The organism is Pseudomonas boreofloridensis, assembly GCF_030580795.1.
Classification (GTDB): domain Bacteria; phylum Pseudomonadota; class Gammaproteobacteria; order Pseudomonadales; family Pseudomonadaceae; genus Aquipseudomonas; species Aquipseudomonas boreofloridensis.
Map to the genome: position 1 here is coordinate 228,175 of NZ_JAUQOQ010000003.1, position 25,451 is coordinate 253,625.

Here is a 25,451-nt window from a genome sequence, read left to right on the forward strand (position 1 = left end):
CCAGACGACCTTAGTCTTAGATGCAACAGTGTTTTACATGGACTGCAATAAATAAAGGCCGGCGCGCCTGGATCGCGGGTTGCCCACGGTCCAGGCGCGCCGGCCCTGACGGTTACTTGCCCGTCCACTCCTTGACGCGCTCTGGGTGCTTGGCCACCCAGTCTTTGGCTGCCGCTTCAGGCTTGGCGCCCTCCTGGATCGCGAGCATGACCTCGCCGATCTCATCCTTGGACTGCCATTGGAACTTCTTGAGGAACTCGGCCACTTCCGGCGCTTTGGTCGCCAACTCCTTGCTACCGATGCTGTTCACGGTTTCCGCAGCGCCAAACACGCCCTTCGGATCTTCCAGGAACTTGAGTTTCCACTTGGCGAACATCCAGTGCGGCACCCAACCGGTCACCACGATCGGCTGCTGCTTGGCCTCGGCACGCCCCAATTCGGAGGTCATCGCCGCGCCAGAACTGGCCGTCAGCTTGTAACCGGTCAGGTCATAATCCTTGATAGCTTGCTCGGTTTTGATCATCACACCGGAACCGGCGTCGATCCCGACGATTTTCTGCTTGAAGCCGGTGTCGGTCTTGAGGTCGGCGATACTGTTGGCTTTGACGTACTCCGGCACGATCAGGCCAATCTTGGCGTCTTTGAAGTTGGGGCCGTAGTCGACGACGTTGTCCTTGTTCTTGGCCCAGTACTCGCCATGGGTGACCGGCAGCCAGGCCGAGAGCATGGCGTCGAGTTTACCGGTGGCCACGCCCTGCCACATGATGCCGGTGGCAACCGCCTGCAACTTCACGTCGTAACCGAGTTTCTGCTTGATCACTTCGGCGGCCACGTTGCTGGTTGCCACACTGTCGGACCAGCCATCCACGTAACCGATGCTGATTTCCTTGGCCATGGCTTGCCCTGCGCCCATGGCGAGCACCAAAGCACCGGCCACACCCAGGAAACGTCGCGTTCTTTTAATTGTCGCCATCGAAAGCATCCCCTCGTCAGGTCTTGGAGATTCCATCATCGACCTGCCGGACCGCGCGACCTGCTCCATCAACGACCTTCACCGAGCGATCAGCGACAGCACTTGGCCATTAACGTCATCGGGCCGAAGTCTTCTGCGCGATCCTTGCATGCCAAATGCTTGGCGCCGGGCTACTATCCACCGCTTACCCCGATCACTCGCGCCAGACGATGGACCGCTCGATGCCCAGCCCACCCCGCATCCCCCTCTCCTACTGCCTCACCTGCCTGATCGCCGTGCTCGGCCTCGGCGTCCTCTGGTACGGGCTTGGCAAGCCGATCCACCTGCCTGATGCGGCCAGTCCCACGCACAAACTGCAATGCGCCTCCTACACCCCGTTCGACAAGGATCAGTCACCCTTCGACCAACCCTTCCGATTGCGCCCGGCGCGCATGGACGCCGACCTGGCGCTGCTGGCCGAGCGATTTCAGTGCATCCGCACCTATTCCATGAGCGGTTTGGAAGCCATACCGGCCCTGGCGCGCAAGCATGGCTTGAAGGTGATGCTCGGCGCCTGGGTCAACGCCAACCCGGTGGACACCGACAAGGAGCTGGCGCTGCTGGTCGAAGCGGCCAACGCCAACCCGGACGTGGTCAGCGCGGTGATCGTCGGCAACGAGACGCTGCTGCGCAAGGAGGTCACCGGCCAGCGTCTGGCCGAGTTGATCACGCGGGTGAAAAGTCAGGTCAAGGTGCCGGTCACCTACGCCGACGTGTGGGAGTTCTGGTTACAGCATCCGCAGGTTGCGCCAGTCGTGGACTTTCTGACCATCCACCTGCTGCCGTACTGGGAGGACGACCCACGCGGCATCGACGACGCCCTGGCCCACGTCGCCGAGGTACGACGCACGTTCGGCGCGCGTTTCGCGCCCAAGGACATCTTCATCGGCGAGACCGGCTGGCCCAGCGAGGGACGTCAGCGGGAAACGGCCGAGCCCAGTCGAGTCAACGAGGCACGCTTCGTTCGCAGCTTCGTCGCGCTGGCCGAGGCCAACGGCTGGCACTACAACCTGATCGAAGCCTTCGATCAACCCTGGAAGCGCGCCAGCGAGGGCGCCGTGGGCGGCTATTGGGGGCTGTACGACGCCGACCGGCAAGACAAGGGCGTGCTCGAAGGGCCGGTCAGCAACCTGCCGCTGTGGCCGCAGTGGTGGTTGGCCAGTACCGCACTCACGCTGCTGATCCTGACCCTGGCCGGTCGCCCGGCACAGGCCCGTGCGGCATGGCTGCTACCGCTGCTGGCCGCCACCGGTGCCGGTTGCCTGGGCCTGTGGGGCGAGCTGGCGCGGACCAACGCGCGCTTTGCCGGCGAGTGGCTCTGGGTGCTGCTGCTGGCGGGGTTGAATGGGCTGGTGCTCTGCCACGGCGCGCTGGCCCTGGCGCAGCGCGACGGCTGGCGTCAGCGTCTGTTCGTCTGGCTCGAGGCGCGTGCCGGTGGCTGGCTGCTGGCGGCCGGATTTGCCGCCGCGGTGAGCATGCTGGCGATGGTCTTCGACGCGCGCTATCGCAGTTTTCCCAGTGCGGCCCTGCTGGTGCCAGCGCTGGTGTACCTGCTACGCCCGGTGCCGACGAGAAGGGCCGAAGCGGCGCTGCTGGCCTTGATCGTCGGCGCCGGTATTGCGCCGCAGCTCTATCAGGAGGGCCTGTACAACCCTCAGGCGTGGGGCTGGGCAGCCGTCAGCCTGCTGATGACCGCAGCGCTGTGGCGCAGCCTGCGCACGCGATGAACGACGCGCGACCTGGAACAACTCAGCCAACGATCACCGATTGGCTGACGTCCATGAGCAAGGGCAGCAACTCCTGCCGCACCCGCTCCACCGGCCAGACACTCAACTGCGCGGTGATATTGATGGCCGCCACCACCTGGAAGTGCACGTTGCGAATCGGCGCCGCAATGCCCACCTGACCGACCAGCACCTGTTCCTGGGTCAGCGAGTAACCCTGCTCGGCGGCCTGGCGGATGCACTGCAGCAACGTCGCCTTGTCCGTTTCCGTCTGCCCGGTGAACGCCGTCGGCACCACCTGTTCCAGGCTGGCCTGCACGCGCTCAGGCGGTAGATCGGCGAGCAGCACCCGGCCGGCCGAGGTGCACCAGGCCGGCATGCGCCGGCCCGGCAGCATTTCGGCGAAGGTCTGGTTCGGCCCCGGCACTCGCAGCACATAGACGATGTCGTGCCCCGACAGCACGCTGAGATTGACCGTAAGGTTGCAGCGCTCGCGAATCAACTTCAACGCGGGCAGCGCGCGGCTGACCAACGGCGAGGCGTTCAGGTAAAGAAAGCCCAGCTCCAGCGCCTTGTGAGTGAGGCTGTAGCGGCGCGAAGACTCATCCTTGGCCAGATAGCCCAGCTCGCACCAGGTATGGGTGAAGCGCTGCGCGGCGCTCTTGGTCATGTCGCAGGCCTGAGCCAACTCTGTCAGCCCCAGCGATGACTGCCCTGCCCGGAACGCTTCCAACACACGGATACCTTTGTCCAAGGTCTCGATGAACTGCGGATGCTGCTGGCGGGTAGCGCGGTCATTCATGTCGGGCGGGTTCCGTAAAAGGAGGAGCAGCTTACCCCATATTGACCCGCTCTCGAGCAAGGGGTATACCTAGTATCAATAAACGATAATAAGTATTGCATAGCGATACATGGAGCTTAGTATGGATGACCTCACTGATACCGGCCTAGCCAACCGACCGGCCTGGGAGCTGGCGGCCGAAATCCGCGCCGGGCATCTGTCCGCACGTGAACTGACGCAGGCGTGCCTGGCACAACTGGAGCACTACAACCCAACGCTCAATGCACTGGTCACAGTGGATGCGCAAGGCGCACTCGAGCGCGCCGAGGCCGCCGATCAGCGACAGGCCAAGGGCGAAGCGCTCGGCGCGCTGCATGGCTTGCCGGTGGCGCACAAAGACTCGTTCCTCACCGCAGGCATGCGCACCACCTGGGGCTCGAAGGTCTACGCCGAGCATGTCCCCGATCAGGACTCGCTGATCGTGCAGCGCCAGGCCGCCGCCGGCTCGATCCTGCTGGGCAAGAGCAACCTGCCGGAATTCGGCGCAGGCTCGCAGACCTTCAACGAAGTGTTCGGCGCCACGCGAAACCCTTACGCACCGGAGCTGACCTGTGGCGGCAGCAGCGGCGGATCGGCCGTGGCCTTGGCCACGGGCATGGTGGCACTGGCAGACGGCACCGACATGGGCGGTTCTCTGAGAAATCCGGCGAGTTTCTGCAACATCGTCGGTCTGCGCCCGTCCATCGGTCGGGTGCCGAATCTGCCCAACGCCAACAGCTTCGGCCAACTGACCGTGGCCGGACCCATGGGGCGCTGCGTGGCCGATGTCGCGCTGCTGCTCAGCGTGATCGCAGGCCAACACCCGCGCGACCCCCTGTCGCTGCAGTCGCACACCCATCCACTGACGACGCTGGCAGAGCACGATTTCAAAGGCGCGCGCATCGCCTACAGCCCCGACCTGGGCGGGCTGCCAGTCGATCCACAGGTACGCGCCGTCACCGAGGCTGGCGTGCGACGCCTGGACGAGCTGGGCTGCACGGTCGAACTGGCAGAGCCCGACTTCACAGACGGCGCACGGGCCTTCCAGGTCTTGCGCGCGCTCACCTACGCCGGCGGCTATGCCGACCTTCTGCAGGGCAATCGCCACCTGCTCAAGGACACCGTGATCTGGAACATCGAGCAGGCCAGCACCTTCACGGCCCAGGATGTGATGGACGCCGAAGCAGTCCGTGCACGGCTGTTCCGAGAGCTGCAAGCGCTGCTGGAGCGCTTCGACTTCCTGGTCGCTCCGGTCAGTCAGGTGCTGCCCTTCCCGGTCGAACAGCCTTACGTGACACAGATCTGCGAGCAGCCGATGCAGACCTACATCGACTGGATGAACAGCTGTTCGCTGATCACCCTGACCGGCCACCCGGCCCTGTCGCTGCCCTGCGGCTTCAGTGAGCAGGGCCTGCCGGTGGGGTTGCAGATCGTCGGCCGCTACCGCGACGAGCAGCGATTGCTGGCGTTCGCGCACGCGCTGGAGTCGATCAACCGTCCCTACACCACTCGCCCGCTGGCGCGTTAACCCGCAACGCCGGTACAGCGCGACAGACGCAGAAACCAACACCGGCTTGATTCCTTTTGACAATGCCAACAACAAATCAAAGGTAGCCACGATGTCCAGTTCCAGTACCCCGCGCGCCCAAGCGCAGCCCCGTGCCCGGCAACCCATAAGGGCTGCCGCCGGCTCATTCCTCGGCACCCTCATCGAGTGGTTCGACTTCTATATCTATGCAACGGCCTCGGCGCTGATCTTCAGCCACGTGTTCTTTCCAGGCAGCAGCCAACTGGTCGGTACCTTGTCGTCCTTCGCCACGCTGGCGGTAGGTTTCGTCGCTCGACCGTTAGGCGGCATCATTTTCGGTCACCTGGGTGATCGCTTCGGACGCAAGTACTCGCTGATCCTGACGCTGGTGCTGATGGGCGTCTCGACGGTGGGCATCGGCCTGTTGCCCTCCTATGCGCAGGCGGGCTTCTGGGCACCGGTGCTGCTGGTGGGCCTGCGTATCCTGCAGGGCATTGCCGTGGGGGGCGAATGGGGAGGCGCGGTGCTGCTGGCCAGCGAGCATGCACCGGAGGACAAGAAGAGCTTCTACGCCTCGTTCGCCCAGTTGGGCAGCCCGGCGGGGCTGGTGCTGTCGCTGATGGTGTTCCGTTTCATCACCGAGATGCCTGAGGCCGACATGTACGCCTGGGGCTGGCGACTGCCGTTCATCGGCAGCATCGTGCTGCTGTTGCTGGCGTTCGTGATCCGCCGCGGCGTGCATGAGTCACCTGAGTTCGAGGCGCTGGCCCAGCAGGGTCAACCGGCGCAATCGCCGGTCAAGACCGTGGTCCGTGATGCCTGGCCATTGATCCTGCTGGTAATGGGTGCCTGCACCATCGGTATCTCGTCGGCCTACTTCACCAATACCTTCATGATCGCCTACGCCACCCAATACATGGGCATCAAGAGCTCGGTGATCCTCGAATGCCTGTCGGTGGTCGCACTCGTGCAGCTGATCAACCAGCCAATCGCCGCCTGGCTCGCGGACAAAGTGGGTGCAGGTCGCTTCCTGCTGGTGACCTCGGGCATCAGCATACTGGTGCCGTACGTCATGTTCAGCCTCGTCTCCACCGGACAAGGAACGATGATCATCCTCGGCATCGCGCTGGCCAAGGTGTTTTCCTCGGCGTTCTATGCCGTGATCGCCGGCTACATCACCGATGTGTTCCCAGTCGCCCAGCGCTATTCGGGCATTTCGTTGGCCTACCAAGCCTGTGGCGCGCTGATCGGCGGGACCACGCCGATGGTCGGCACCCTGATTGCCGGGCAGGCGGCAGGCCAATGGTGGCCCCTGGCGGTGTTCTACTCGGCGCTGGCGCTGACGTCGTTCCTCTGTGTAGGGGCACTGACACGTCGGCGCAGCATGCTCGCGCCTGCCGCCGCCTGAGGCGGCGCAAGCTGTTCCCTCAGCCGGCGCGATTTCGCGTGCCGGCATCGCGCACCAGGCGCAGCCCAGCCAGCACCACGGCAAACACGGCCAGGCTGGCCGTGTACAGCACCAAGGCCGACAGCCCGGCCAGCAGCGCCAGCACGGCCAACCACCAGCCTGCGCGCCCGCACAATACCTGGCTGAGCAGCGCCAGCCCCAGCCCCAGCCAGCCGATCCACTGGAAGTGAATCCACAACCCCAGCATCGAGCGCACCTGGCATTGCCAGTGCGCGGCCGGCACGCTGCACAGTCCCACCCACTGGCTGTCCTCCATCAAGCCGTAGCGCACGCCGTAGCTGGCCGCCAGCCATAACGGCAGCAGCAGCAACAGGGCAATCACAGGCAGCGAACGACTCATGCAAGGCTCCGGGAAAAATGTCATCGGCGCTCAGGATAATCCCCCAGAACCACGGCGCAAGATGCAATACCCTCACCTGCTCAGGATCGCAATGACGACCATTGCCGCGCCAGCCACTTTCACGGCAACATCAGCCACCATAAACGATCGCGCGCCAAGCAACTTTGCCATCATCCTGATGGTCCTAGCTCCACACTGCCTTTGCCGTCTCCTGGGGGACTCTCCATGCTTCGACCGTTGCGCCTCGTCGCCCTGCTGTGCGGCCTGCTCCTGGCTGCGGCTGCTTCCGCGCGGGACATAGATCCGGCCACCTACGGCTATCCGCTGACCAACCCGTTCGAAGCGACCATCGCCACGACACCGCCGGACCAACGTCCGACGCTGCCAAGCGATGACGACATCGACCAATCCGACTACAGCCTGACGCTGCGCCCTGAGCGCGAATTCACGCTGCCGGACAACTTCTGGCCGGTGAAGAAGCTGCGCTACCGCCTGGCGCGTCAGGATCACAAGGCGCCGCTGGTGTTCATCATCGCTGGCACCGGCGCGCCCTACAGCAGCACCATCAACGAATACCTCAAGAAACTGTTCTACCAGGACGGCTACCACGTGGTGCAGCTGTCCTCGCCGACCAGTTGGGACTTCATGAGCGCCGCCTCGCGCTTCGCCACCCCCGGCGTCAGCCGCGAGGATGCCGAAGACTTGTACCGGGTCATGCAGGCCGTGCGCGCCCAACATCCGCGCCTGCCGATCAGCGACTTCTATCTCACCGGCTACAGCCTCGGTGCGCTGGACGCTGCGTTCGTCAGCCACCTGGACGAAACCCGTCGCAGCTTCAATTTCAAGCGCGTGCTGCTGCTCAACCCGCCGGTGAACCTGTATACCTCGATCAACAACCTCGACAAGATGGTGCAGACCCAGGTCAAAGGCATCGACCGCAGCACCACCTTCTATGAACTGATGCTGGAAAAGCTCACCCGCTACTTCCAGGACAAGGGCTTCGTCGACCTCAATGACGCCCTGCTGTACGACTTCCAGCAGTCGCGCGAGCACCTGTCCAACGAACAGATGGCCATGCTGATCGGCACCTCGTTCCGCTTTTCCGCCGCCGACATCGCCTTCACCTCAGACCTGATCAACCGCCGCGGCCTGATCATTCCTCCGAAGTTTCCAATCACCGAAAGCACCAGCCTGACGCCGTTCTTCAAGCGCGCCTTGCAATGCGACTTCGATTGCTACCTGACCGAACAGGTCATTCCCATGTGGCGAGCGCGCACTGACGGCAACAACCTGCTGCAATTGATCGACCAGGTGAGCCTCTACGCCCTGACCGACTATCTGCGCGATAGCCCCAAGATCGCCGTGATGCACAACGCCGACGACGTCATTCTCGGCCCCGGCGACATCGGTTTCCTGCGCAAGGTGTTCGGCGATCGCCTGACCCTCTACCCACACGGCGGCCATTGCGGCAACCTCAACTACCGTGTCAACGCCAAAGACATGCTGGAGTTCTTCCGTGGCTGACAGACTCGTACTTGCCCTCGCCCTGCTCATCAGCACCAGCGCCCTGGCGGCTGAAACCGCCCCGCGCACCAGCGTCATCGAGGCTGACGTGACGGCCGCACCGACCGTGGAGTCGGACGGCTTCCTCGACCCGATGCGCGAGCTGAAATTCAACCCTGGCCTCGACCAGCGCGAATTCGAGCGCTCCACCTTGGCCGCGCTCAACGTCTACGACCCACTGGAGTCGATGAACCGGCGCATCTATCACTTCAACTACCGCTTCGACCAATGGGTGTTCATTCCAGCCGTCGACGGCTACCGCTACGTGACTCCGCAGTTCGTACGTACCGGCGTAAGCAACTTCTTCAACAACCTGGGCGATGTACCGAACCTGTTCAACAGCCTGCTGCAACTCAAGGGCAAGCGCTCGGCGGAAATCACTGCGCGGCTAATGTTCAACACCTTGATCGGTGTGGGCGGGCTATGGGATCCGGCGACCAAGATGGGGCTGCCGCGCCAGAGCGAGGACTTCGGCCAGACCCTGGGCTTCTACGGCGTCCCTGAAGGGCCGTACCTCATGCTGCCGATCTTCGGGCCTTCGAACCTGCGCGATACCACGGGCCTGGTGGTGGATTACGTGGGAGAGCGTGAGGCGAATTTCCTCGACGTGGCCGAAACCAGCAGCGATCACCCGGAAATCACTTTGCTCAAAGCGATCGACCGACGCTACTCCACCAACTTCCGTTATGGACAGACCAACTCGCCGTTCGAGTACGAGAAGGTCCGCTACGTCTATACCCAGGCACGCAAGCTGCAAATTGCCGAGTAGATCGGCTGCCGCCTCCCAGCGACCCACCCCCGCTCATCACAGGGGTGGCGTCGCTCTCCAAGATTCGGCCCGCTACCCCCTCAGCCCGGCAAACCCAGAAACTGCGACAGCTCGCGCCGCTTGGCCAAGGCATCGCTGCGTCCAAGCTCGATCAATTCACTGCAGTAGCTGGCCTCGAACAACAGGTAGCTGAGCACCCCGGCGCCACTGGTTTTGGTCGCCCCAGGTCCGCGTAGGAACAGGCGCAATGCGGCAGGCAGTTCCCGTCGGTGACGTGCGGCTATCTCGTCCAGCGGTTGGCTGGGTGCCACCACCAATACCTCGATGGGCGCCAGCCCCAGACGCCGGCCCTCCACATGGCTCGGTATCAGATGGCTCAGGTGATTGAGTCGCTGCAGCAGCTCGATGTCGTCTTCCAGACTATCGATGAAGGTACTGTTGAGCAGGTGCGCGCCAATTTGCGCCAGGCTCGGCTGTCGACCACTGAACACCCGCGCGCGCTGCACCGGCGAGGCCGGGCGCTGAGGGTTACCGCTGACGCCCACCACCAGGACGCGGCTGGCCCCCAGATGCAGCGCCGGGCTGATCGGCGCCGACTGACGAACAGCGCCATCTCCGTAGTACTCATCGCCCAGGCGCACCGGCGCGAACAGTAACGGGATCGCCGAACTGGCCAGCAGGTGCTCGACGCTCAGGGCCGTGGGCACGCCAATACGCCGATGCCGCAGCCACGGCTCGATCGCGCCACGGCCCTGGTAGAAGGTCACCGCCTGGCCCGACTGGTAACCAAAGGCGGTAATCGCTACTGCACGCAATTGCTCGCTGTCGAGGGCGCGACCGATACCGTCGAGATCCAGATGCGCGCGCAGCAGCGTACGCAGGGGACTGCTGTCGAGCAGCGCCACGGGGCTTTGCCGGCCGAGGCCGAGCAGGCCGTGGCCAATGAAGCGACTGGCCTGGCGGATGACCCCGGGCCAGTCGCTGCGCAGCACCAGGTGACTGCGAAAATGTTGCCAGAAGCGGGTCAGGCGCTGCACCGAATCGCCGAAATGCGTGGCCCCGCTGGCCAAGGTCACGGCGTTGATAGCCCCGGCCGAGGTGCCGACGATGACCGGGAAGGGATTGGCCGCACCCACCGGCAGCAGTTCGGCGATACCGGCCAGCACGCCGACCTGATAAGCGGCGCGGGCGCCGCCGCCTGAAAGGATCAGCCCGGTGACGGGAGGTGCGGCCATGGATACCTTCCTGGTTATCGGGAGTCAGCGTTTCTTTTTCTCGTACAAGCGCGGGGCGCCTTCGGGACGCGACTTGAAGCGCCGATGGGCCCACAAGTACTGCTGCGGGCATTCACGTAACACAGACTCGACCCACTGGTTGATGCGCAGGCAGTCGGCCTCTTCGGTCTCGCCTGGGAAGTCCTCCAGCGGCGGATGCACCACCAACCGATAGCCGCTGCCATCTTCCAGGCGTTTCTGAGTGAAGGGGACCACCCGTGCCTTGCCCAGCCGGGCGAACTTGGTGGTGGCGGTAACGGTGGCAGCGGGGATGCCGAACAGCGGCACGAACAGGCTTTGCTTGGTGCCGTAGTCCTGGTCCGGCGCATACCAGATCGCCCGCCCACTGCGCAGCAGCTTGAGCATGCCGCGTACGTCTTCGCGCTCGACCGCCAGGGAATCGAGGTTGTGCCGCTCGCGACCGCTGCGCTGGATGAAGTCGAACACCGGGTTGCCGTGCTCGCGGTACATGCCATCGATGGTATGGGCCTGGCCCAGCAGCGCCGCGCCGATCTCCAGCGTGGTGAAGTGCACCGCCATGAGGATGGCGCCCTGCCCGTCCTGCTGGGCCGCCTGCAGATGCTCGAGCCCTTCGATGTGGGCCAGCCGCGCCAGTCTTTCTTTGGGCCACCACCAGCTCATGGCCATCTCGAAGAAGGCGATGCCCGTGGAAGCGAAATTGTTTTTCAACAGTTGGCGCCGTTCGTCGCTGGACAGCTCTGGAAAGCACAGCTCCAAATTGCGCGCCGCGATGCGCCGGCGCTCGCCGGCCACGCGATACATCACCGCGCCCAACAGGCTGCCCAGCCCCAGCAGGGCTCGATACGGCAACTGCACCACCAGCCACAGCAGGCCAAGGCCCAACCACAGGGCCCAGAAACGTGGGTGAAGGAAATAGGGACGAAACCGCGGACGATCCATTGAAGCTTCCGGTAAGACAAAGGCCCGGCATTCTACAACCTTTGGCCGCAGGTTGCGGCCAATCGGTCTTATCGCTATAAGTCAGGGCACTTTTTCCGTTACAAGTCGTCTATGCAGACCATGAGCCTCAACCAGACACCCGACTCCGCCAACGTGTTCCAGCTCAAGGGCAGCATGCTCGCCATCACAGTGCTGGAACTGGCGCGCAACGACCTCCAGGCCCTCGACCGCCAATTGGCGGCGAAGGTCGCGCAGGCCCCCAATTTCTTCAGCAACACACCGCTGGTCTTGGCGCTGGACAAGCTGCCAGCCGACGAAGGCGCCATCGACCTGCCCGGACTGATGCGCATCTGCCGTCACCACGGCCTGCGCACCTTGGCCATTCGTGCCAGCCGCATCGAGGATATCGCCGCCGCGATTGCCATCGACCTGCCGGTGCTGCCGCCCTCCGGGGCCCGTGAACGGCCATTGGAGCCGGAACCGGAAGTGAAGAAGCCAGAGCCCGCTCCCGCGCCGCCGCCTGCCGAACCGGAGGTGCGCCCCACGCGCATCATCACCAGCCCCGTGCGCGGTGGACAGCAGATCTACGCACAGGGCGGCGATCTGGTGGTGACCGCTTCGGTCAGCCCGGGTGCGGAACTTCTCGCCGATGGCAACATCCATGTCTACGGCGCCATGCGTGGCCGCGCATTGGCCGGTATCAAAGGTAATACCCGCGCCAGGATCTTCTGCCAGCAGATGACCGCCGAAATGGTCTCCATCGCCGGTCAGTACAAGGTCTGCGAGGACCTGCGCCGCGATCCGCTGTGGGGTTCGGGCGTGCAGGTGAGCCTGGTCGGCGACGTGTTGAACATCACCCGTCTTTAACGGATACTGCCGCCATTTTAAGCGCAACTTTTCCCGTTGCCTTTTTTGCATTTGCTGGGACTTAGGGTCCCATTTATTTAGGGGTGAAACACCTTGGCCAAGATTCTCGTGGTTACTTCCGGCAAAGGGGGTGTGGGCAAGACCACCACCAGCGCCGCCATCGGTACCGGCCTCGCACTGCGTGGCCACAAGACGGTGATCGTCGACTTCGACGTCGGTCTGCGTAACCTCGACCTGATCATGGGCTGTGAACGCCGCGTGGTGTATGACTTCGTCAACGTGGTCAACGGCGAAGCCAACCTGCAGCAGGCCCTGATCAAGGACAAACGCCTGGAGAACCTGTACGTGCTGGCCGCCAGCCAGACCCGTGACAAGGACGCGCTCACCCAGGAAGGCGTGGAAAAAGTCCTGATGGAGCTCAAGGAGCAGTTCGAGTACGTGATCTGCGACTCCCCGGCCGGTATCGAGAAAGGCGCACACCTGGCGATGTACTTCGCCGACGAGGCCATCGTCGTGACCAACCCCGAGGTCTCCTCGGTCCGTGACTCGGACCGCATGCTGGGCATCCTGTCGAGCAAGTCGCGCCGTTCCGAGAACGGTGAAGAGCCGATCAAGGAACACCTGCTGATCACCCGCTACCACCCCGAGCGCGTGGTCAAGGGCGAGATGCTGAGCGTGGCCGACGTCGAAGAGATCCTGTCGATCAAGCTCAAGGGCGTGATTCCCGAATCCCAGGCGGTGCTCAAGGCCTCCAACCAGGGCATCCCGGTCATCCTCGACGACCAGAGCGATGCCGGTCAGGCCTACAGCGACGCCGTCGACCGCCTGCTGGGCAAAGAGAAGCCGATGCGCTTCATCGACGTACAGAAGAAGGGATTCTTCGAGCGCATTTTCGGGAGCAAATAAACCATGAACCTTTTTGACTTCTTTCGTGGCAGACAGAAACAGAGCAGCGCGTCGGTAGCGAAAGAGCGTCTACAGATCATCGTGGCGCATGAGCGCGGCCAACGCAGTGAACCGGACTACCTGCCGGCGCTGCAGAAGGAACTGCTGGAAGTGATCCGCAAGTATGTGAACATCGGCAACGACGATGTGCACATCGAGTTGGAGAACCAGGGCAGTTGCTCGATCCTCGAGCTGAACATCACCCTGCCGGATCGCTGATCCGGTCTAGCACATCGGGGCTGCGTTGCAGCCCATCGCGGGAGGGGTCCGCGCCTTTGGCCAGAGCATCGGCAGGGGCGAAGGCATTGCGCGATGGGCCGCACGCAGCCCCGCTGCTTTGTACAGAGACCCCGCAATGCCGCTGTCGAACATCCACATCCTGCATCAGGATGCTTCCATTCTGGTGATCAACAAACCGACCCTGCTGCTGTCGGTGCCAGGTCGCGCCGAAGACAACAAGGACTGCCTGATCACCCGCCTCCAGGAAAACGGCTATCCCGAGGCGCTGATCGTCCATCGCCTGGACTGGGAAACCTCCGGCATCATCCTGCTGGCCCGTGATGCGGACAGCCACCGCGAGCTGTCGCGCCAGTTCCATGACCGCGAAACCGAAAAAGCCTACACCGCACTGTGCTGGGGTCAACCGGCCTTGGACAGCGGCAGCATCGACCTGCCGCTGCGTTACGATCCGCCGACCAAGCCACGTCACGTGGTCGATCATGAACAGGGCAAGCATGCCCTGACGTTCTGGCGCGTGCTGGAACGCCACGCCGACCACTGCCGCGTGGAGCTGACGCCGATCACGGGCCGCTCGCACCAATTGCGGGTGCACATGCTTTACATCGGCCATCCGTTGCTGGGCGATCGGCTGTACGCCAATTCCGAGGCCCTGGCCGCTCACGACCGCCTGTGCCTGCACGCCTCGATGCTCAGCTTCACCCATCCGGTGTCCGGCCAGCGGTTGAAGTTCGAGTGCCCCGCGCCGTTCTGAGCGGCCCGTGGCGGGCGGCAAGCGTCAAGAAAAAATGCCGGCACCTCGGCAGACCGCTTGCCCCGCCGACCGTCTTTGCTTGAAGCTTGCAGCTTGCCGCTTGAAGCTCGAATTTGGAGTGAGTTATGCGTGAAGCACTGAACACCGGCCTGATCGACTTTCTCAAGGCCTCCCCTACGCCCTTCCACGCCACCGCCAGCCTGGCCAAGCGCCTTGACGCAGCGGGCTATCAGCGCCTGGACGAGCGTGACAGTTGGGACACGGTGCCGGGCGGGCGCTATTACGTGACCCGCAACGACTCCTCGATCATCGCCGTGCGCCGGGGCAAGCACTCACCGCTGATCGGCGGCATGCGCCTGGTCGGCGCGCACACCGACAGCCCGTGCCTGCGGGTCAAGCCGCAGCCGGAGCTGCAGCGCCACGGATTCCTGCAATTGGGGGTGGAAGTCTATGGCGGCGCCCTGCTCGCGCCCTGGTTCGACCGCGACCTGTCGCTGGCCGGCCGGGTCACCTTCCGCCGCGACGGCCGGGTGGAGAGCCAACTGGTGGACTTCAAGCTGCCGATCGCCATCATTCCCAACCTGGCCATCCACCTCAACCGGGGGGCCAATGACGGCTGGGCGATCAATGCGCAGAACGAACTCCCGCCGATCCTGGCCCAGGTGGCCGGCGACGAGCGCGTCGATTTCCGCGCTCTGCTCACCGAACAACTGGCCCGTGAGCATGGCCTGATCGCCGATGTGGTGCTCGATTACGAGCTGAGCTTCTACGACACCCAAGACGCGGCAGTCATCGGGCTGCACGGCGACTTCATCGCCGGCGCCCGCCTGGATAACCTGCTGTCGTGCTACGCCGGCCTGCAGGCGCTGCTCGAAGCCGACAGCGACGAAACCTGCGTGCTGGTGTGCACCGACCACGAGGAAATCGGCTCCTGCTCGGCCTGCGGTGCCGACGGACCGATGCTCGAGCAGACCCTGCAGCGCCTGCTGCCGGACGGCGACGAGTACGTGCGCAGCATCCAGCGCTCGCTGCTGGTGTCGGCCGACAACGCCCATGGCGTGCACCCGAACTATGCCGACAAGCACGACGGCAACCATGGCCCCAAGCTCAACGCCGGCCCGGTGATCAAGGTCAACAGCAACCAGCGCTACGCCACCAACAGCGAGACCGCCGGTTTCTTCCGCCACCTGTGCATGGCCGAGGAAGTGCCCGTACAGAGCTTCGTGGTGCGCAGCGACATGGGCTGCGGCTCGACCATCGGTCCCATCACCGCCAGCCATCTGGGCGTGCGCACCGTCGACATCGGCCTGCCGACCTTCGCCATGCATTCGATCCGCGAACTGTGCGGTAGCCAGGACCTGGCGCATCTGGTCAAAGTGCTGACGGCGTTCTACCGCAGCCGGGAACTGCCCTGATCGCCGACACGCGGCCAGGCAGGGTGTAGTATCGGGCTCTGGGAGCGGGCATGCCGGTGAAGGCAAACACCGCTCCCGGCTCGATTACCGACACTTCCAGACAGAAGGATTCTGTTCATGTCGCCTTTCCTTTCGTTGTTCCTGCCCGTCTTCCTGTTCCTGTTGCTGCTGACCGTGGGTTTCAGCCTGCGCCAGCGCAACATCGGCGTGGTGATGATGTGGATCGGCACGCTGGGCATCTTTGCCGTCACCTGCTGGACGATCCTGGAGAAACTCCCGGCATAAACCTCTACACTCGGCCCATCGTTTGACCTGAGGTAGATTTCCCGGTGCCAGCCTTTCTGCGTTGCCTTGCCCTGCTGCTGTTGATCGTCGTCGTCCCGGTACAGGCCGCAGGCCTGCCCGGCCTGCTGAGCTCCAGCACGCCCGCGCAGCCCCAAGCCACCGAGCCGTTGAGCAAGTCGCTCGACGAGGTGATCAAGAACCTCGAAAACGACCAGCAGCGCACCAAGCTGCTGGCCGATCTGAAAAAGCTGCGCGACGCCAGCAAACAGACGCAACCGAGCGTCGAGCAGGGCGTGCTGGGCCTGATCGGCGGGGCGCTGCACGACTTCGAGCAGCAGTTCAGCGGCGACGCCAGTCCCTTCGTGCGCTGGTCGCAGGAACTGGAGCAAGCCAAGGTCGAATTGGCCGATCTGGTGGTGCCGGTGCACCAGTGGCCCGCCATTCTCTTCGGCTTCGCGGCGGTCATCGCCGTGTGGAGCCTGCTGGCCTATGCGTTCAACTGGATCGGCCACCGCGTGCGCATCCGTTTCGGCCTGACCGAAGAACTGCCCCAGCATCCGCGCACCTGGGACCTGGTGCGCTTTGCCCTGCGCAAACTCGGCCCCTGGCTGGTGGCACTGATCTTTACCGTGTACCTGAGCTTCGCCCTGCCGCCTTCGCTGGGCAAATCCCTGGCCATGGTACTGGCCTACGCGCTGGTGATCGGCACCTGTTTCTCGGCCATCTGTGTGATCGCCTTCTCGCTGCTCGACGGCCCGCATCGCCACCGCGCCCTGCATATCCTGCGTCATCAGGCGTTCCGCCCACTGTGGCTGATCGGCAGCTTCGCCGCCTTCGGCGAGGCCATGAGCGATCCGCGCCTGACCGCCGCCCTGGGCACTCACCTGGCTCACGCCATTGCCACGGTGACCAACGTCCTGGCCGCGCTGTGCACCGGGTTGTTCATCCTGCGCTTCCGCCGCCCCATCGCCCATCTGATCCGCAACCAGCCGCTATCGCGGCGCCTGACCCGCCGTACCCTGAGCGACACCATCGAGCTGCTGGGCAGTTTCTGGTTCGTTCCGGCGCTGATTCTGGTGGCCATTTCGTTGTTCGCCACCTTCGTCTCCGCCGGCGACACCAGCACCGCCCTGCGCCAGTCGCTGATGTGCACGGTGCTGGTGGTGGTGTGCATGGTGCTCAACGGCCTGGTGCGCCGCCATGCCGCCAAACCGCAGAACGTCCACAAGCGCCAGGCGGTGTATGCCGAGCGCCTGAAGAACTTCGGCTACGCGTTGGCGCACCTGTTCATCTGGCTGCTGTTCATCGAGCTGGGCTTGCGCGTGTGGGGCTTGTCGATGATCAGCTTCGCCGAGGGTGAGGGGCATGACGTCAGCGTGCGCCTGATGGGCCTGGCCGGTACCTTGATCGCCGCCTGGCTGGTATGGATCCTGGCCGATACCGCGGTGCACCACGCCCTCATCCGCTCGCGCCGCGGCTTGGCCAACGCCCGCGCGCAAACCATGATGCCGCTGATTCGCAACGTGCTGTTCGTGGCCATTTTCATCATCGCGCTGATCGTCGCGCTGGCCAACATGGGCATGAACGTCACGCCACTGCTGGCCGGTGCCGGTGTCATCGGCCTGGCCATCGGTTTCGGTGCCCAGTCGCTGGTGGCGGACTTGATCACCGGCTTGTTCATCATCATCGAAGACAGCCTGGCCATCGACGACTACGTGGACGTCGGGGGTCACCTGGGCACCGTCGAAGGCCTGACCATCCGCACCGTGCGCCTGCGCGACATCGACGGCATCGTGCACACCATCCCGTTCAGTGAAATCAAGAGCATCAAGAACTACTCGCGCGAGTTCGGCTACGCGATCTTCCGCGTGGCCATTCCGCACAGCATGAACATCGACCAGGCCATCACGCTGATCCGCGAAGTCGGCCAGAAGCTGCGCAGCGATCCGCTGATGCGCCGTAACATCTGGTCGCCGCTGGAGTTGCAAGGCGTGGAGAGCTTCGAGTCCGGCTCGGCGATCCTGCGTGCACGCTTCAAGACCGCGCCGATCAAACAGTGGGAGGTGTCGCGGGCGTTCAACCTGGCGCTCAAGCGCCAACTCGACGAGGCGGGACTGGACCTGGCAACGCCGCGGCTGTCGGTGCAGGTGGTGACGGCGGGCGGCGGGGCGATGGCTGAGGCGGGTGCCGGGACCTCCAGCTAGGCCGGATCAGCCGGCCTCGGCGCGAATACGGATCGCGTCATGCCGCCAGTACTCCAGGTCACAGTCGATCAGGTGCCCATGCTGATCGCTGTTGACCCGGGTGATGTGCAAACCAGGACTTCCCGTGGATACCCGCAGCGCCGTGGCGGCCTCCGGCGGCAGTGCGGTCGGCAGTATTTCGAAGCACACCTGGCCGTAACGAATGCCGTAGTCGCGGGCGTAGATCTCGGTGAGCGACTGCCCCAGGTCACGTTCGAGTATTCCGGGGAAGTGATGCGGATTCAGGTAGTGCTCGGCGTAGAGCACGCCCCGACCGTCGATGCGCCGCAAGCGACAGATGCGCACCACGCTTGACAGCGCTGGCAGACGCAAGCGCGCGCAGATGCTGGCCGACGCCGGCTGCAGACGCGCCGAGAGCAGCTCGGTGCGCGGAGCCCGTCCCTGCTGCAACACCATGGCATGGAAATGGCTGCGCTCGATCAGGTCGTAGGTCAGGCGCTCGGGCGCGACGAACCAGCCGCGGCGCTCCTCGCGATAAATCAATCCCTGGGCTTCGAGTTGCACCAGCGCCTCGCGCAAGGTGATGCGGGTGGTGGCGAATACATCGCTGAGCTTGCGCTCGGCCGGCAGCTTGCCACCCGGCACAAGCAGGCCATGCTCGATTTGCTCCTGCAAGGCATGGCAGATAGCTGTTACCGCCCGCGCGGGGGTCGACTGCATCGAAAGTTACCTATCTGGACTAGACCAGCCCCAACAAAGGGCAGGTGGGCGTTGGCTGTCAGCGTAGGCAGCGCGCGTGAACATCCTGTGACAAGCCCGTCGCCCAGCGCCCCCTGAACCTGTCAGGGGCCCGTCAATCCAGGGCCGGCATTCAGGCCTTGTTACCCAGGGAAAGCCGATCCCGCCTACATCAAACTGTCATGCACGCCGCCTACCTTGGCGCAAGGTTTGCTGACCTAGACCAACCCTGTGCAGCAAGGCCTGCATCAACCGCAGACACAACAAGGTCTATCACCACGATTGCAAGGCACCCCACCCTAGGAGCTTCGGATGAAAAAGTTCTTCATGGCGTCACTGCTGGGCTCGGCCATCGCCCTGTGCACCACGGCCATGGCCGCCGATACCGACCTCAACAGCCTGGAAGAAGCCGCCCGCAAGGAAGGCACGGTCAACAGCGTGGGCATGCCCGATGCCTGGGCCAACTGGAAAGGCACCTGGGATGATCTAGCCAGCAAGTACGGCCTCAAGCACAGCGACACCGACATGAGCTCAGCGCAGGAAATCGCCAAGTTCGACGCCGAGAAAGACAACGCCAGCGCCGATATCGGCGACGTCGGCGCCGCCTTCGGCCCCATCGCGGCGGCCAAGGGCGTGACCCAACCCTACAAACCGAGCACGTGGGATCAGGTGCCGGAATGGGCCAAGGACAAGGACGGTCACTGGGCCCTGGCCTATACCGGCACCATCGCCTTCATCATCAACAAGGATCTGGTCAAGGAAGAGGAACGGCCCAAGACCTGGAAAGATCTTGAGAAGGGCAAGTACAAGGTCGCCATCGGTGACGTCGGCACGGCTGCACAGGCCGCCAATGGCGTGCTGGCGGCGGCCATCGCCTTCAAAGGTAACGAATCCAACATCGAGCCAGGCTTGCAACTGTTCATCAAGCTCGCCCAGCAAGGGCGCCTGTCGCTGGCCAACCCGACCATCCAGACCCTGGAGAAGGGCGAAGTCGAAGTCGGTGTGGTGTGGGACTTCAACGGCCTGAGCTACCGCGAGCAGATCGACCCCAAGCGCTTCGAGGTGCTGATTCCGCAGGACGGCTCGGTGATCTCCGGCTACACCACGATCATCAACAAGTACGCCAAGCACCCCAACGCCGCCAAACTGGCGCGTGAGTACATCTTCAGCGACGCCGGCCAGATCAACCTCGCCAAGGGCAATGCCCGCCCGATCCGTGCCGAGCATTTGAAGCTCCCGGAGGACGTGCAGGCCAAGCTGCTGCCCAACGAGCAGTACAAGGCTGCCAAACCCATCGAGAACGCCGAAGCCTGGGAGAAGACCTCCAAGGGCCTGCCGCAGAAGTGGCAGGAGCAGGTCATCATCGAGATGAAGTGAGGCTGAGCCCGACAGGGAGGGCATCGCCCTCCCCGTTCCTGTGCGGAGTACTGAAGTGAGCCACAACGTCATCCTGGTCCTGCTCGACGGCCTCAATTACCACGTCGCGCACCATGCCATGGGCCACCTGCATGCCTACGTCGAAGCCGACCGCGCCGCGCTGTATCGCTTGAAATGCGAGCTGCCTTCACTGTCCCGACCACTGTACGAGTGCATTCTCACCGGTGTCGCGCCGATCGACAGCGGTATCGTGCACAACCAGGTCAGCCGTCTGTCCAACCAGCTCAGCGTGTTTCATTACGCGCGCCAAGCGGGCCTCAGGACCGCGGCGGCGGCCTACCACTGGGTCAGCGAACTGTACAACCGTTCTCCCTTCGAGCCCGTGCGAGACCGTCACACCGAGGCGCCGGAACTGCCGATCCAGCACGGGCTGTTCTATTACGCCGACCATTACCCCGACTCTCATCTGCTGGCCGATGCCGAATACCTGCGCCGCCGGCACGCACCGAATTTCCTGCTGGTGCATCCGATGAACATCGACGACGCCGGTCACCGACATGGCCTGGACAGCAGCCACTACCGCAATGCGGCGAGAAGCGCCGATGTGCTGCTGGCCGACTACCTGCCGCAATGGCTCGCCGAAGGCTACCAGGTGCTGGTCACCGCCGATCACGGCATGAACAACGACCGCTCGCACAATGGCCTGCTGCCCGAGGAGCGCGAGGTGCCGCTGTTCGTCTTCGGTGACGCCTTCAGCCTCGATCCCGCCGCCCAGCCCCTGCAGACCGAACTGTGTGGCACGCTCTGCGAGCTGCTCGGCGCGGCCCATGACAAACCGTTGTGTCGGGAGTTGCTCAAGTGAATGCCAACCACCGCGGCCGCTACCTGGCCCTGCTCTGCCTGTTACCCTTCGCCGTGTTCTTCATCGTCTTCCAGATCGCCCCGCTGGTCTGGGTGGCGATTGCCAGCCTGCAAGGCGAAGGCGGATGGGGCCTGGAGAATTTCAGCAAGATCTTCACTTCCAAGTTCTACCTCCAGGCCATCGAGCGCAGCCTGCAGATCAGCTTCTGGTCGAGCCTGTTCGGTATCGTCATCGCCGCCCTCGGCGCCTACTCCCTGCGCCAGGTCGATTCGCGCCTGCGCGATTTCGTCAGCGCCTTCGCCAACATGACCAGCAACTTCGCCGGCGTGCCCCTGGCCTTCGCCTTCATCATCCTGCTCGGCTTCAACGGCGCCTTGACCCTGGCGCTCAAGGAGATTGGTTTGCTGGACGATTTCAGCATCTACTCCAGCACCGGCCTGATCATCGTCTACACCTACTTCCAGATCCCGCTGGGGGTGCTGTTGCTCTACCCAGCCTTCGACGCCTTGCGTGAAGACTGGCGCGAGTCGGCCGCCCTGCTGGGTGCCAGCCACTGGCAGTTCTGGCGGCACATCGGCCTGCCGGTTCTCACCCCGGCGCTGCTGGGCACGTTCGTGATCCTGCTGGCCAATGCGCTGGGCGCCTACGCCACGGTCTACGCCTTGACCACCGGCAACTTCAATGTGCTGCCGATTCGCATCGCCGCGCTGGTCGCTGGCGACATCACTCTCGATCCCAACTTGGGCAGCGCCCTGGCCATGGTGCTGGTGGGGCTCATGACCCTGGTCACGATGGTCCATCAATGGCTGCTGAAAAGGAGCTACCATGCGCGTTGATACCCCACATGGCGGCTGGTACCACCGCACGGTGGTCTACCTGCTGTTCCTGATCCTGCTGCTGCCGCTGGCCGGCACCCTGCTCTACTCGCTGGCCACCAGTTGGTCGGCCACGCTACAGCCCAGCGGGCTGACCTTGAAGTGGTATGTGCAGCTGTGGAGTGAGCCGCGCTTTCTCGCCGCGTTCGGCCAATCGCTGCTGGTCTGTATCGGTGCGCTGGTGCTGTCGGTCGTGCTGATCCTGCCCCTGCTGTTCGTGGTGCATTACCACTTTCCCAGGCTCGACGCGCTGATGAACATCCTGATCCTGCTGCCCTTCGCAGTTCCGCCGGTGGTGTCTTCGGTCGGGCTGCTGCAACTGTACGGCAGCGGGCCGATGGCCATGGTCGGCACCCCGTGGATTCTCATCGGTTGCTATTTCACCATCGCGCTGCCCTTCATGTACCGGGCCATCACCAACAACCTGCAGGCGATCAACCTGCGCGACTTGATGGACGCCGCACAACTGCTCGGTGCCAGCCCACTGCGCGCGGCCCTGACGGTGGTGCTGCCAAACCTGCGCAAAGGCCTGTTGGTAGCCCTGCTGCTGTCGTTCTCCTTCCTGTTCGGTGAGTTCGTGTTCGCCAACCTGCTGGTCGGCACTCGCTACGAAACCCTGCAGGTGTACCTGAACAACATGCGCAACAGCAGCGGTCACTACAACAGCGCCCTGGTGATCTCCTACTTTGCCTTCGTCCTGGTCCTGACCTGGGTCGCCAACCGTTTGAACAAGGATAAAGCCCGATGAGCTTCGTCAGCGTCCAGCAACTGCACAAGCGCTATGCCGGCAGCACAGTGTTCGAGAACATCGATTGCACGGTCGAGCGTGGCGAGTTCGTCACCCTGCTCGGTCCTTCGGGCTGTGGTAAATCCACCCTGCTGCGCTGCATCGCCGGGCTGACCCCGGTCGATGGCGGACGCATCCTGCTCGACGGCCAGGACATCGTGCCGCTGAGTCCGCAGAAGCGTGGCATCGGCATGGTGTTTCAGAGCTACGCGCTGTTCCCCAACATGACCGTCGAACAGAACGTGGCCTTCGGGCTACGCATGCAGAAGGTCAAGGCCGAAGAGCGCCAGGTGCGTGTGCGCGAGGCCCTCGAGCTGGTGGAACTGACCACCTTCGCCGGTCGTTATCCGCACCAGCTCTCCGGCGGCCAGTGCCAACGCGTGGCGCTGGCCCGCTCACTGGTCACCCGTCCACGTCTGTTGCTGCTCGATGAGCCGTTGTCGGCGCTGGACGCACGCATCCGCAAGCACCTGCGTGAGCAGATCCGGGCCATCCAGCGCGAGCTGGGCCTGACCACGCTGTTCGTCACCCACGACCAAGAAGAAGCGCTGACCTTGTCGGATCGCATCGTCCTGATGAACCAGGGGCGCATCGTCCAGAGCGGCGACGCCGAAACCCTGTACACGGCCCCGGTGGACCTGTTCGCGGCCGGCTTCATCGGCAACTACAACCTGCTCGATGCCGACAGTGCCAGCCGTCTGCTGCAACGTCCGATCGGCTCGCGCCTGGCCATTCGCCCGGAATCGATCAGCCTGGGGCTGGAGGGCGAACTGGACGGCCAGATCCGCAGTCACAGCCTATTGGGCAACGTGATCCGTTATCGTGTCGAGGCACGCGGCGTGGAGGTCGTGGTGGACGTACTCAATCGCTCATCCGCCAACCTCTATGCCGACGGCCAGCGGGTGACGCTGTCGTTCGATCCCGCCGCACTACGTGAAGTGGCTTAAGGAGATTCAGGCATGGCATTGGCAATTTTCGATCTGGACGAGACCCTGATCCATGGCGATTGCGCGTCGTTATGGAGCGCGCAGATGGCCAGGCTGGGCTGGGTCGATGGCGAGGCCTTCCTGCGACGCGACCGTGAGTTGATGGACGCCTATGGCAAGGGTCAGTTGCAGATGGAGGACTACATGGCGTTCAGCCTGGAGCCGATCGCCGGGCGCACGCTGGAGGAAGTCGAACACTTGGTGGAGCCGTGGGTCGAGGACGTGATCGAACCGATCATTTATGGCGACGCCTGCCGCTGCATCGCCGAACACCGCCACAATGGCGATCGCATCCTGATCATTTCTGCGTCTGGCACCCATCTGGTTGGGCCGATCGCCGCGCGATTGGGCGTCGATGAGTTTCTGGCCATCGAGCTGGAGGCCGTCAACGGCGTGTATACCGGGCGCACCCATGGGGTGCTGACCTACCGTGAAGGCAAGATCACACGCTTGCTGGAGTGGCTGGACCAGGAACAGGAGAATCTGGAAGGCGCCAGCTTCTATTCCGACTCCAGGAACGATCTACCGCTGCTGCTGAAAGTCGATCACCCGTATGCGGTGAACCCCGATACGGAACTGCGCAAGCAGGCCGAGGCCAAGGGCTGGCCGGTGCTGAACTGGGCATGAGCGGGTGCCTGGACTTGGGGCTGCGGTGCAGACCCAAGCCTGGGCCAGCGTGAGTCTCAGACCAACGTCGGATCGATCACCATCACCAATTTGCCCGACACCTGATTGCCTTCAAGCGCCTGGTAGGCCGCCTCGGCGAACTCGACCGGATAGGTATCGACCAATTGCGCCGACAGTCGCCCTTCGCTGAACAGTGGCCAGACCTGCTGACGCAACTCGCGCAGCAACTCGCCCTTGAACGCATCGTCGCGATTGCGCAGGGTCGAACCGGTGATCTGCAGGCGTTTGCCCAGCACCTGCGCCAGGTCCATCTCGACTTGACGTCCGCCCATCAGGCCGATGATCACCCAGCGCCCGTCGCGCGCCAACACCTTGAGATTGAGCGCGCCGTAGCTGGCACCGACCGGATCGAGCACCACATCGAAAGGCCCCAGGGCTTCGAGCGCATCCAGGTTCTGATTACGCACCACACCGCCCGCAGCACCCAGCGCCTGGCAGTAGTCCAGACGATCCTGCGACCCTACACTAACCCACACGGGGCTGCCGAACGCCTTGCACAATTGGATCGCCGCCGAGCCGACGCCGCTGGCGCCAGCATGCACCAGCACTTTCTCGCCCGCCTTCAACGCACCAAGCTGGAAGATGTTCAGCCAGGCCGTGGCATACACTTCGGGGATTGCCGCCGCTTCGTGCAGGCTCAGGCCCTCGGGCACCGGCAGCACATGGCGTGCGTCGACCACCACTTCCTCGGCCATGGCGCCACTGGCAAGCAGCGCACACACGCGGTCGCCCACGCGCCAGTCAGCGCCAGCACCGGCACCGATCTCCTCGATCACCCCAGCGCACTCAAGCCCCATATACGGACTCGCACCTGGGGGCGGCGGGTAGTGCCCGGCCTTTTGCAGCACATCGGCGCGGTTCAACCCTGCCGCCGCAACACGAATGCGTACCTGCCCCGCATCACACACGGGACGCTGCGCCTGGACCCAGGCTACATGCCCGTCAACGCCTTGCAATGCCTTCACAGTGCCTCCATAGTTGAGTCATGACTGAACCCGGGCTCATCGCATCCC

The 25,451-nt window shown here is 63.8% G+C and carries 25 protein-coding genes; 18 read left to right on the top strand and 7 right to left on the bottom strand.

The annotated features are described in order from the left end of the window. Nucleotides 1-112 precede the first annotated feature (112 nt). Nucleotides 113-973, bottom strand: a complete 861-nt coding sequence (locus tag Q6A47_RS05245; RefSeq protein WP_039579309.1) for a glycine betaine ABC transporter substrate-binding protein — start codon at nt 971-973, stop codon at nt 113-115. A 209-nt stretch (nt 974-1,182) separates the two neighbouring features. Between Q6A47_RS05245 and Q6A47_RS05250 the strand changes: the two genes are divergently transcribed. Next, the gene (locus Q6A47_RS05250; RefSeq protein ID WP_304483368.1) at nt 1,183-2,739 is read left to right on the top strand and encodes a glycoside hydrolase family 17 protein; all 1,557 of its coding nucleotides are present in this window, start codon (nt 1,183-1,185) and stop codon (nt 2,737-2,739) included. Nucleotides 2,740-2,761: 22 nt separating this feature from the next. On the opposite strand, the gene Q6A47_RS05255 is transcribed toward Q6A47_RS05250, so the two are convergent. Continuing rightward, nucleotides 2,762-3,538 carry an IclR family transcriptional regulator gene (locus tag Q6A47_RS05255; protein WP_039579314.1) on the bottom strand — a complete coding sequence of 259 codons (777 nt, stop codon included), beginning with the start codon at nt 3,536-3,538 and terminating at the stop codon, nt 2,762-2,764. Nucleotides 3,539-3,659: 121 nt separating this feature from the next. Here Q6A47_RS05255 and Q6A47_RS05260 point away from each other — a divergent pair, with 121 nt between their 5' ends. Next, nucleotides 3,660-5,084 (top strand): amidase, encoded by a 1,425-nt coding sequence (locus Q6A47_RS05260; RefSeq protein ID WP_304483369.1) that lies wholly within the window; start codon nt 3,660-3,662, stop codon nt 5,082-5,084. A gap of 91 nt (nt 5,085-5,175) precedes the next feature. After that, a complete protein-coding gene (locus Q6A47_RS05265; RefSeq protein ID WP_304483371.1) occupies nt 5,176-6,492 on the top strand; it encodes an MFS transporter in 1,317 nt (438 codons plus the stop codon). Between the two features lie 19 nt (nt 6,493-6,511). On the opposite strand, the gene Q6A47_RS05270 is transcribed toward Q6A47_RS05265, so the two are convergent. After that, nucleotides 6,512-6,892, bottom strand: coding sequence for a hypothetical protein (locus Q6A47_RS05270; RefSeq protein WP_304483373.1), 381 nt, complete (start codon nt 6,890-6,892; stop codon nt 6,512-6,514). 225 nt (nt 6,893-7,117) lie between these two features. On the opposite strand from Q6A47_RS05270, the gene Q6A47_RS05275 reads away from it, so the two are divergent. Next, entirely contained in the window at nt 7,118-8,416 is a 1,299-nt protein-coding gene (locus Q6A47_RS05275; RefSeq protein ID WP_029611965.1) for an alpha/beta fold hydrolase family protein, read from the top strand. Beyond that, nucleotides 8,409-9,224 carry an MlaA family lipoprotein gene (locus tag Q6A47_RS05280; protein ID WP_029611966.1) on the top strand — a complete coding sequence of 272 codons (816 nt, stop codon included), beginning with the start codon at nt 8,409-8,411 and terminating at the stop codon, nt 9,222-9,224. Before Q6A47_RS05275 ends, Q6A47_RS05280 begins: the two co-directional genes overlap by 8 nt. A gap of 80 nt (nt 9,225-9,304) precedes the next feature. Here Q6A47_RS05280 and Q6A47_RS05285 read toward each other — a convergent pair whose 3' ends face one another. Both Q6A47_RS05285 and Q6A47_RS05290 read right to left on the bottom strand, forming a co-directional pair. Then, on the bottom strand, nt 9,305-10,459 hold the full coding sequence (locus Q6A47_RS05285; protein WP_304483376.1) for a patatin-like phospholipase family protein: 1,155 nt from the start codon (nt 10,457-10,459) through the stop codon (nt 9,305-9,307). Between the two features lie 24 nt (nt 10,460-10,483). Next, the gene (locus tag Q6A47_RS05290) at nt 10,484-11,419 is read right to left on the bottom strand and encodes a lipid A biosynthesis lauroyl acyltransferase (RefSeq protein WP_304483377.1); all 936 of its coding nucleotides are present in this window, start codon (nt 11,417-11,419) and stop codon (nt 10,484-10,486) included. Between the two features lie 111 nt (nt 11,420-11,530). Between Q6A47_RS05290 and minC the strand changes: the two genes are divergently transcribed. The 7 genes from minC to Q6A47_RS05325 all read left to right on the top strand — a co-directional run bounded on the left by minC (nt 11,531) and on the right by Q6A47_RS05325 (nt 18,126). After that, a complete protein-coding gene (minC, locus tag Q6A47_RS05295; RefSeq protein WP_029611969.1) occupies nt 11,531-12,286 on the top strand; it encodes a septum site-determining protein MinC in 756 nt (251 codons plus the stop codon). A gap of 93 nt (nt 12,287-12,379) precedes the next feature. Next, nucleotides 12,380-13,192: a septum site-determining protein MinD gene (minD, locus tag Q6A47_RS05300; RefSeq protein ID WP_028634667.1), complete on the top strand. Its 813-nt coding sequence runs from the start codon at nt 12,380-12,382 to the stop codon at nt 13,190-13,192. 3 nt (nt 13,193-13,195) lie between these two features. After that, complete coding sequence (minE, locus tag Q6A47_RS05305) at nt 13,196-13,450, top strand: cell division topological specificity factor MinE (protein WP_021782476.1); 255 nt, start codon at nt 13,196-13,198, stop codon at nt 13,448-13,450. Nucleotides 13,451-13,586: 136 nt separating this feature from the next. Continuing rightward, nucleotides 13,587-14,222 (top strand): RluA family pseudouridine synthase, encoded by a 636-nt coding sequence (locus Q6A47_RS05310; RefSeq protein WP_304483383.1) that lies wholly within the window; start codon nt 13,587-13,589, stop codon nt 14,220-14,222. A gap of 125 nt (nt 14,223-14,347) precedes the next feature. Further along, on the top strand, nt 14,348-15,637 hold the full coding sequence (locus Q6A47_RS05315) for a M18 family aminopeptidase (RefSeq protein WP_039579334.1): 1,290 nt from the start codon (nt 14,348-14,350) through the stop codon (nt 15,635-15,637). Nucleotides 15,638-15,754: 117 nt separating this feature from the next. Next, nucleotides 15,755-15,922 (top strand): hypothetical protein, encoded by a 168-nt coding sequence (locus Q6A47_RS05320; RefSeq protein ID WP_162889552.1) that lies wholly within the window; start codon nt 15,755-15,757, stop codon nt 15,920-15,922. A 44-nt stretch (nt 15,923-15,966) separates the two neighbouring features. Continuing rightward, a complete protein-coding gene (locus tag Q6A47_RS05325; RefSeq protein ID WP_304483386.1) occupies nt 15,967-18,126 on the top strand; it encodes a mechanosensitive ion channel family protein in 2,160 nt (719 codons plus the stop codon). A 6-nt stretch (nt 18,127-18,132) separates the two neighbouring features. On the opposite strand, the gene Q6A47_RS05330 is transcribed toward Q6A47_RS05325, so the two are convergent. Next, nucleotides 18,133-18,846: a UTRA domain-containing protein gene (locus Q6A47_RS05330; protein WP_304483387.1), complete on the bottom strand. Its 714-nt coding sequence runs from the start codon at nt 18,844-18,846 to the stop codon at nt 18,133-18,135. A 330-nt stretch (nt 18,847-19,176) separates the two neighbouring features. Here Q6A47_RS05330 and Q6A47_RS05335 point away from each other — a divergent pair, with 330 nt between their 5' ends. The 6 genes from Q6A47_RS05335 to Q6A47_RS05360 are packed head-to-tail and all read left to right on the top strand — an operon-like array spanning nt 19,177 to nt 24,378. Further along, nucleotides 19,177-20,241, top strand: coding sequence for an ABC transporter substrate-binding protein (locus tag Q6A47_RS05335; protein WP_304483388.1), 1,065 nt, complete (start codon nt 19,177-19,179; stop codon nt 20,239-20,241). Nucleotides 20,242-20,296: 55 nt separating this feature from the next. Next, nucleotides 20,297-21,103: an alkaline phosphatase family protein gene (locus tag Q6A47_RS05340; RefSeq protein ID WP_304483389.1), complete on the top strand. Its 807-nt coding sequence runs from the start codon at nt 20,297-20,299 to the stop codon at nt 21,101-21,103. Then, nucleotides 21,100-21,939 carry an ABC transporter permease gene (locus tag Q6A47_RS05345; RefSeq protein ID WP_304483390.1) on the top strand — a complete coding sequence of 280 codons (840 nt, stop codon included), beginning with the start codon at nt 21,100-21,102 and terminating at the stop codon, nt 21,937-21,939. The genes Q6A47_RS05340 and Q6A47_RS05345 overlap by 4 nt, the downstream gene beginning before the upstream one ends. Next, nucleotides 21,929-22,726, top strand: coding sequence for an ABC transporter permease (locus Q6A47_RS05350; protein WP_304483391.1), 798 nt, complete (start codon nt 21,929-21,931; stop codon nt 22,724-22,726). Before Q6A47_RS05345 ends, Q6A47_RS05350 begins: the two co-directional genes overlap by 11 nt. Further along, a complete protein-coding gene (locus tag Q6A47_RS05355; protein ID WP_304483392.1) occupies nt 22,723-23,712 on the top strand; it encodes an ABC transporter ATP-binding protein in 990 nt (329 codons plus the stop codon). Before Q6A47_RS05350 ends, Q6A47_RS05355 begins: the two co-directional genes overlap by 4 nt. Before the next feature lie 12 nt (nt 23,713-23,724). Then, nucleotides 23,725-24,378, top strand: a complete 654-nt coding sequence (locus Q6A47_RS05360) for an HAD family hydrolase (protein WP_029611975.1) — start codon at nt 23,725-23,727, stop codon at nt 24,376-24,378. 56 nt (nt 24,379-24,434) lie between these two features. Here the strand turns inward: Q6A47_RS05360 and Q6A47_RS05365 are convergent, their stop codons facing one another. Next, complete coding sequence (locus Q6A47_RS05365) at nt 24,435-25,403, bottom strand: NAD(P)H-quinone oxidoreductase (protein ID WP_304483394.1); 969 nt, start codon at nt 25,401-25,403, stop codon at nt 24,435-24,437. Between the last annotated feature and the right edge of the window lie 48 nt (nt 25,404-25,451).

Bases quoted from the DNA above. Each gene is read 5' to 3' on its own strand.
- Q6A47_RS05245 (WP_039579309.1), bottom strand. From the start codon at position 973: ATGGCGACAATTAAAAGAACGCGACGTTTCCTGGGTGTGGCCGGTGCT.
- Q6A47_RS05250 (WP_304483368.1), top strand. From the start codon at position 1,183: ATGGACCGCTCGATGCCCAGCCCACCCCGCATCCCCCTCTCCTACTGC.
- Q6A47_RS05255 (WP_039579314.1), bottom strand. From the start codon at position 3,538: ATGAATGACCGCGCTACCCGCCAGCAGCATCCGCAGTTCATCGAGACC.
- Q6A47_RS05260 (WP_304483369.1), top strand. From the start codon at position 3,660: ATGGATGACCTCACTGATACCGGCCTAGCCAACCGACCGGCCTGGGAG.
- Q6A47_RS05265 (WP_304483371.1), top strand. From the start codon at position 5,176: ATGTCCAGTTCCAGTACCCCGCGCGCCCAAGCGCAGCCCCGTGCCCGG.
- Q6A47_RS05270 (WP_304483373.1), bottom strand. From the start codon at position 6,892: ATGAGTCGTTCGCTGCCTGTGATTGCCCTGTTGCTGCTGCTGCCGTTA.
- Q6A47_RS05275 (WP_029611965.1), top strand. From the start codon at position 7,118: ATGCTTCGACCGTTGCGCCTCGTCGCCCTGCTGTGCGGCCTGCTCCTG.
- Q6A47_RS05285 (WP_304483376.1), bottom strand. From the start codon at position 10,459: ATGGCCGCACCTCCCGTCACCGGGCTGATCCTTTCAGGCGGCGGCGCC.
- Q6A47_RS05290 (WP_304483377.1), bottom strand. From the start codon at position 11,419: ATGGATCGTCCGCGGTTTCGTCCCTATTTCCTTCACCCACGTTTCTGG.
- minC (WP_029611969.1), top strand. From the start codon at position 11,531: ATGCAGACCATGAGCCTCAACCAGACACCCGACTCCGCCAACGTGTTC.
- minE (WP_021782476.1), top strand. From the start codon at position 13,196: ATGAACCTTTTTGACTTCTTTCGTGGCAGACAGAAACAGAGCAGCGCG.
- Q6A47_RS05310 (WP_304483383.1), top strand. From the start codon at position 13,587: ATGCCGCTGTCGAACATCCACATCCTGCATCAGGATGCTTCCATTCTG.
- Q6A47_RS05315 (WP_039579334.1), top strand. From the start codon at position 14,348: ATGCGTGAAGCACTGAACACCGGCCTGATCGACTTTCTCAAGGCCTCC.
- Q6A47_RS05320 (WP_162889552.1), top strand. From the start codon at position 15,755: ATGTCGCCTTTCCTTTCGTTGTTCCTGCCCGTCTTCCTGTTCCTGTTG.
- Q6A47_RS05330 (WP_304483387.1), bottom strand. From the start codon at position 18,846: ATGCAGTCGACCCCCGCGCGGGCGGTAACAGCTATCTGCCATGCCTTG.
- Q6A47_RS05335 (WP_304483388.1), top strand. From the start codon at position 19,177: ATGAAAAAGTTCTTCATGGCGTCACTGCTGGGCTCGGCCATCGCCCTG.
- Q6A47_RS05350 (WP_304483391.1), top strand. From the start codon at position 21,929: ATGCGCGTTGATACCCCACATGGCGGCTGGTACCACCGCACGGTGGTC.
- Q6A47_RS05355 (WP_304483392.1), top strand. From the start codon at position 22,723: ATGAGCTTCGTCAGCGTCCAGCAACTGCACAAGCGCTATGCCGGCAGC.
- Q6A47_RS05360 (WP_029611975.1), top strand. From the start codon at position 23,725: ATGGCATTGGCAATTTTCGATCTGGACGAGACCCTGATCCATGGCGAT.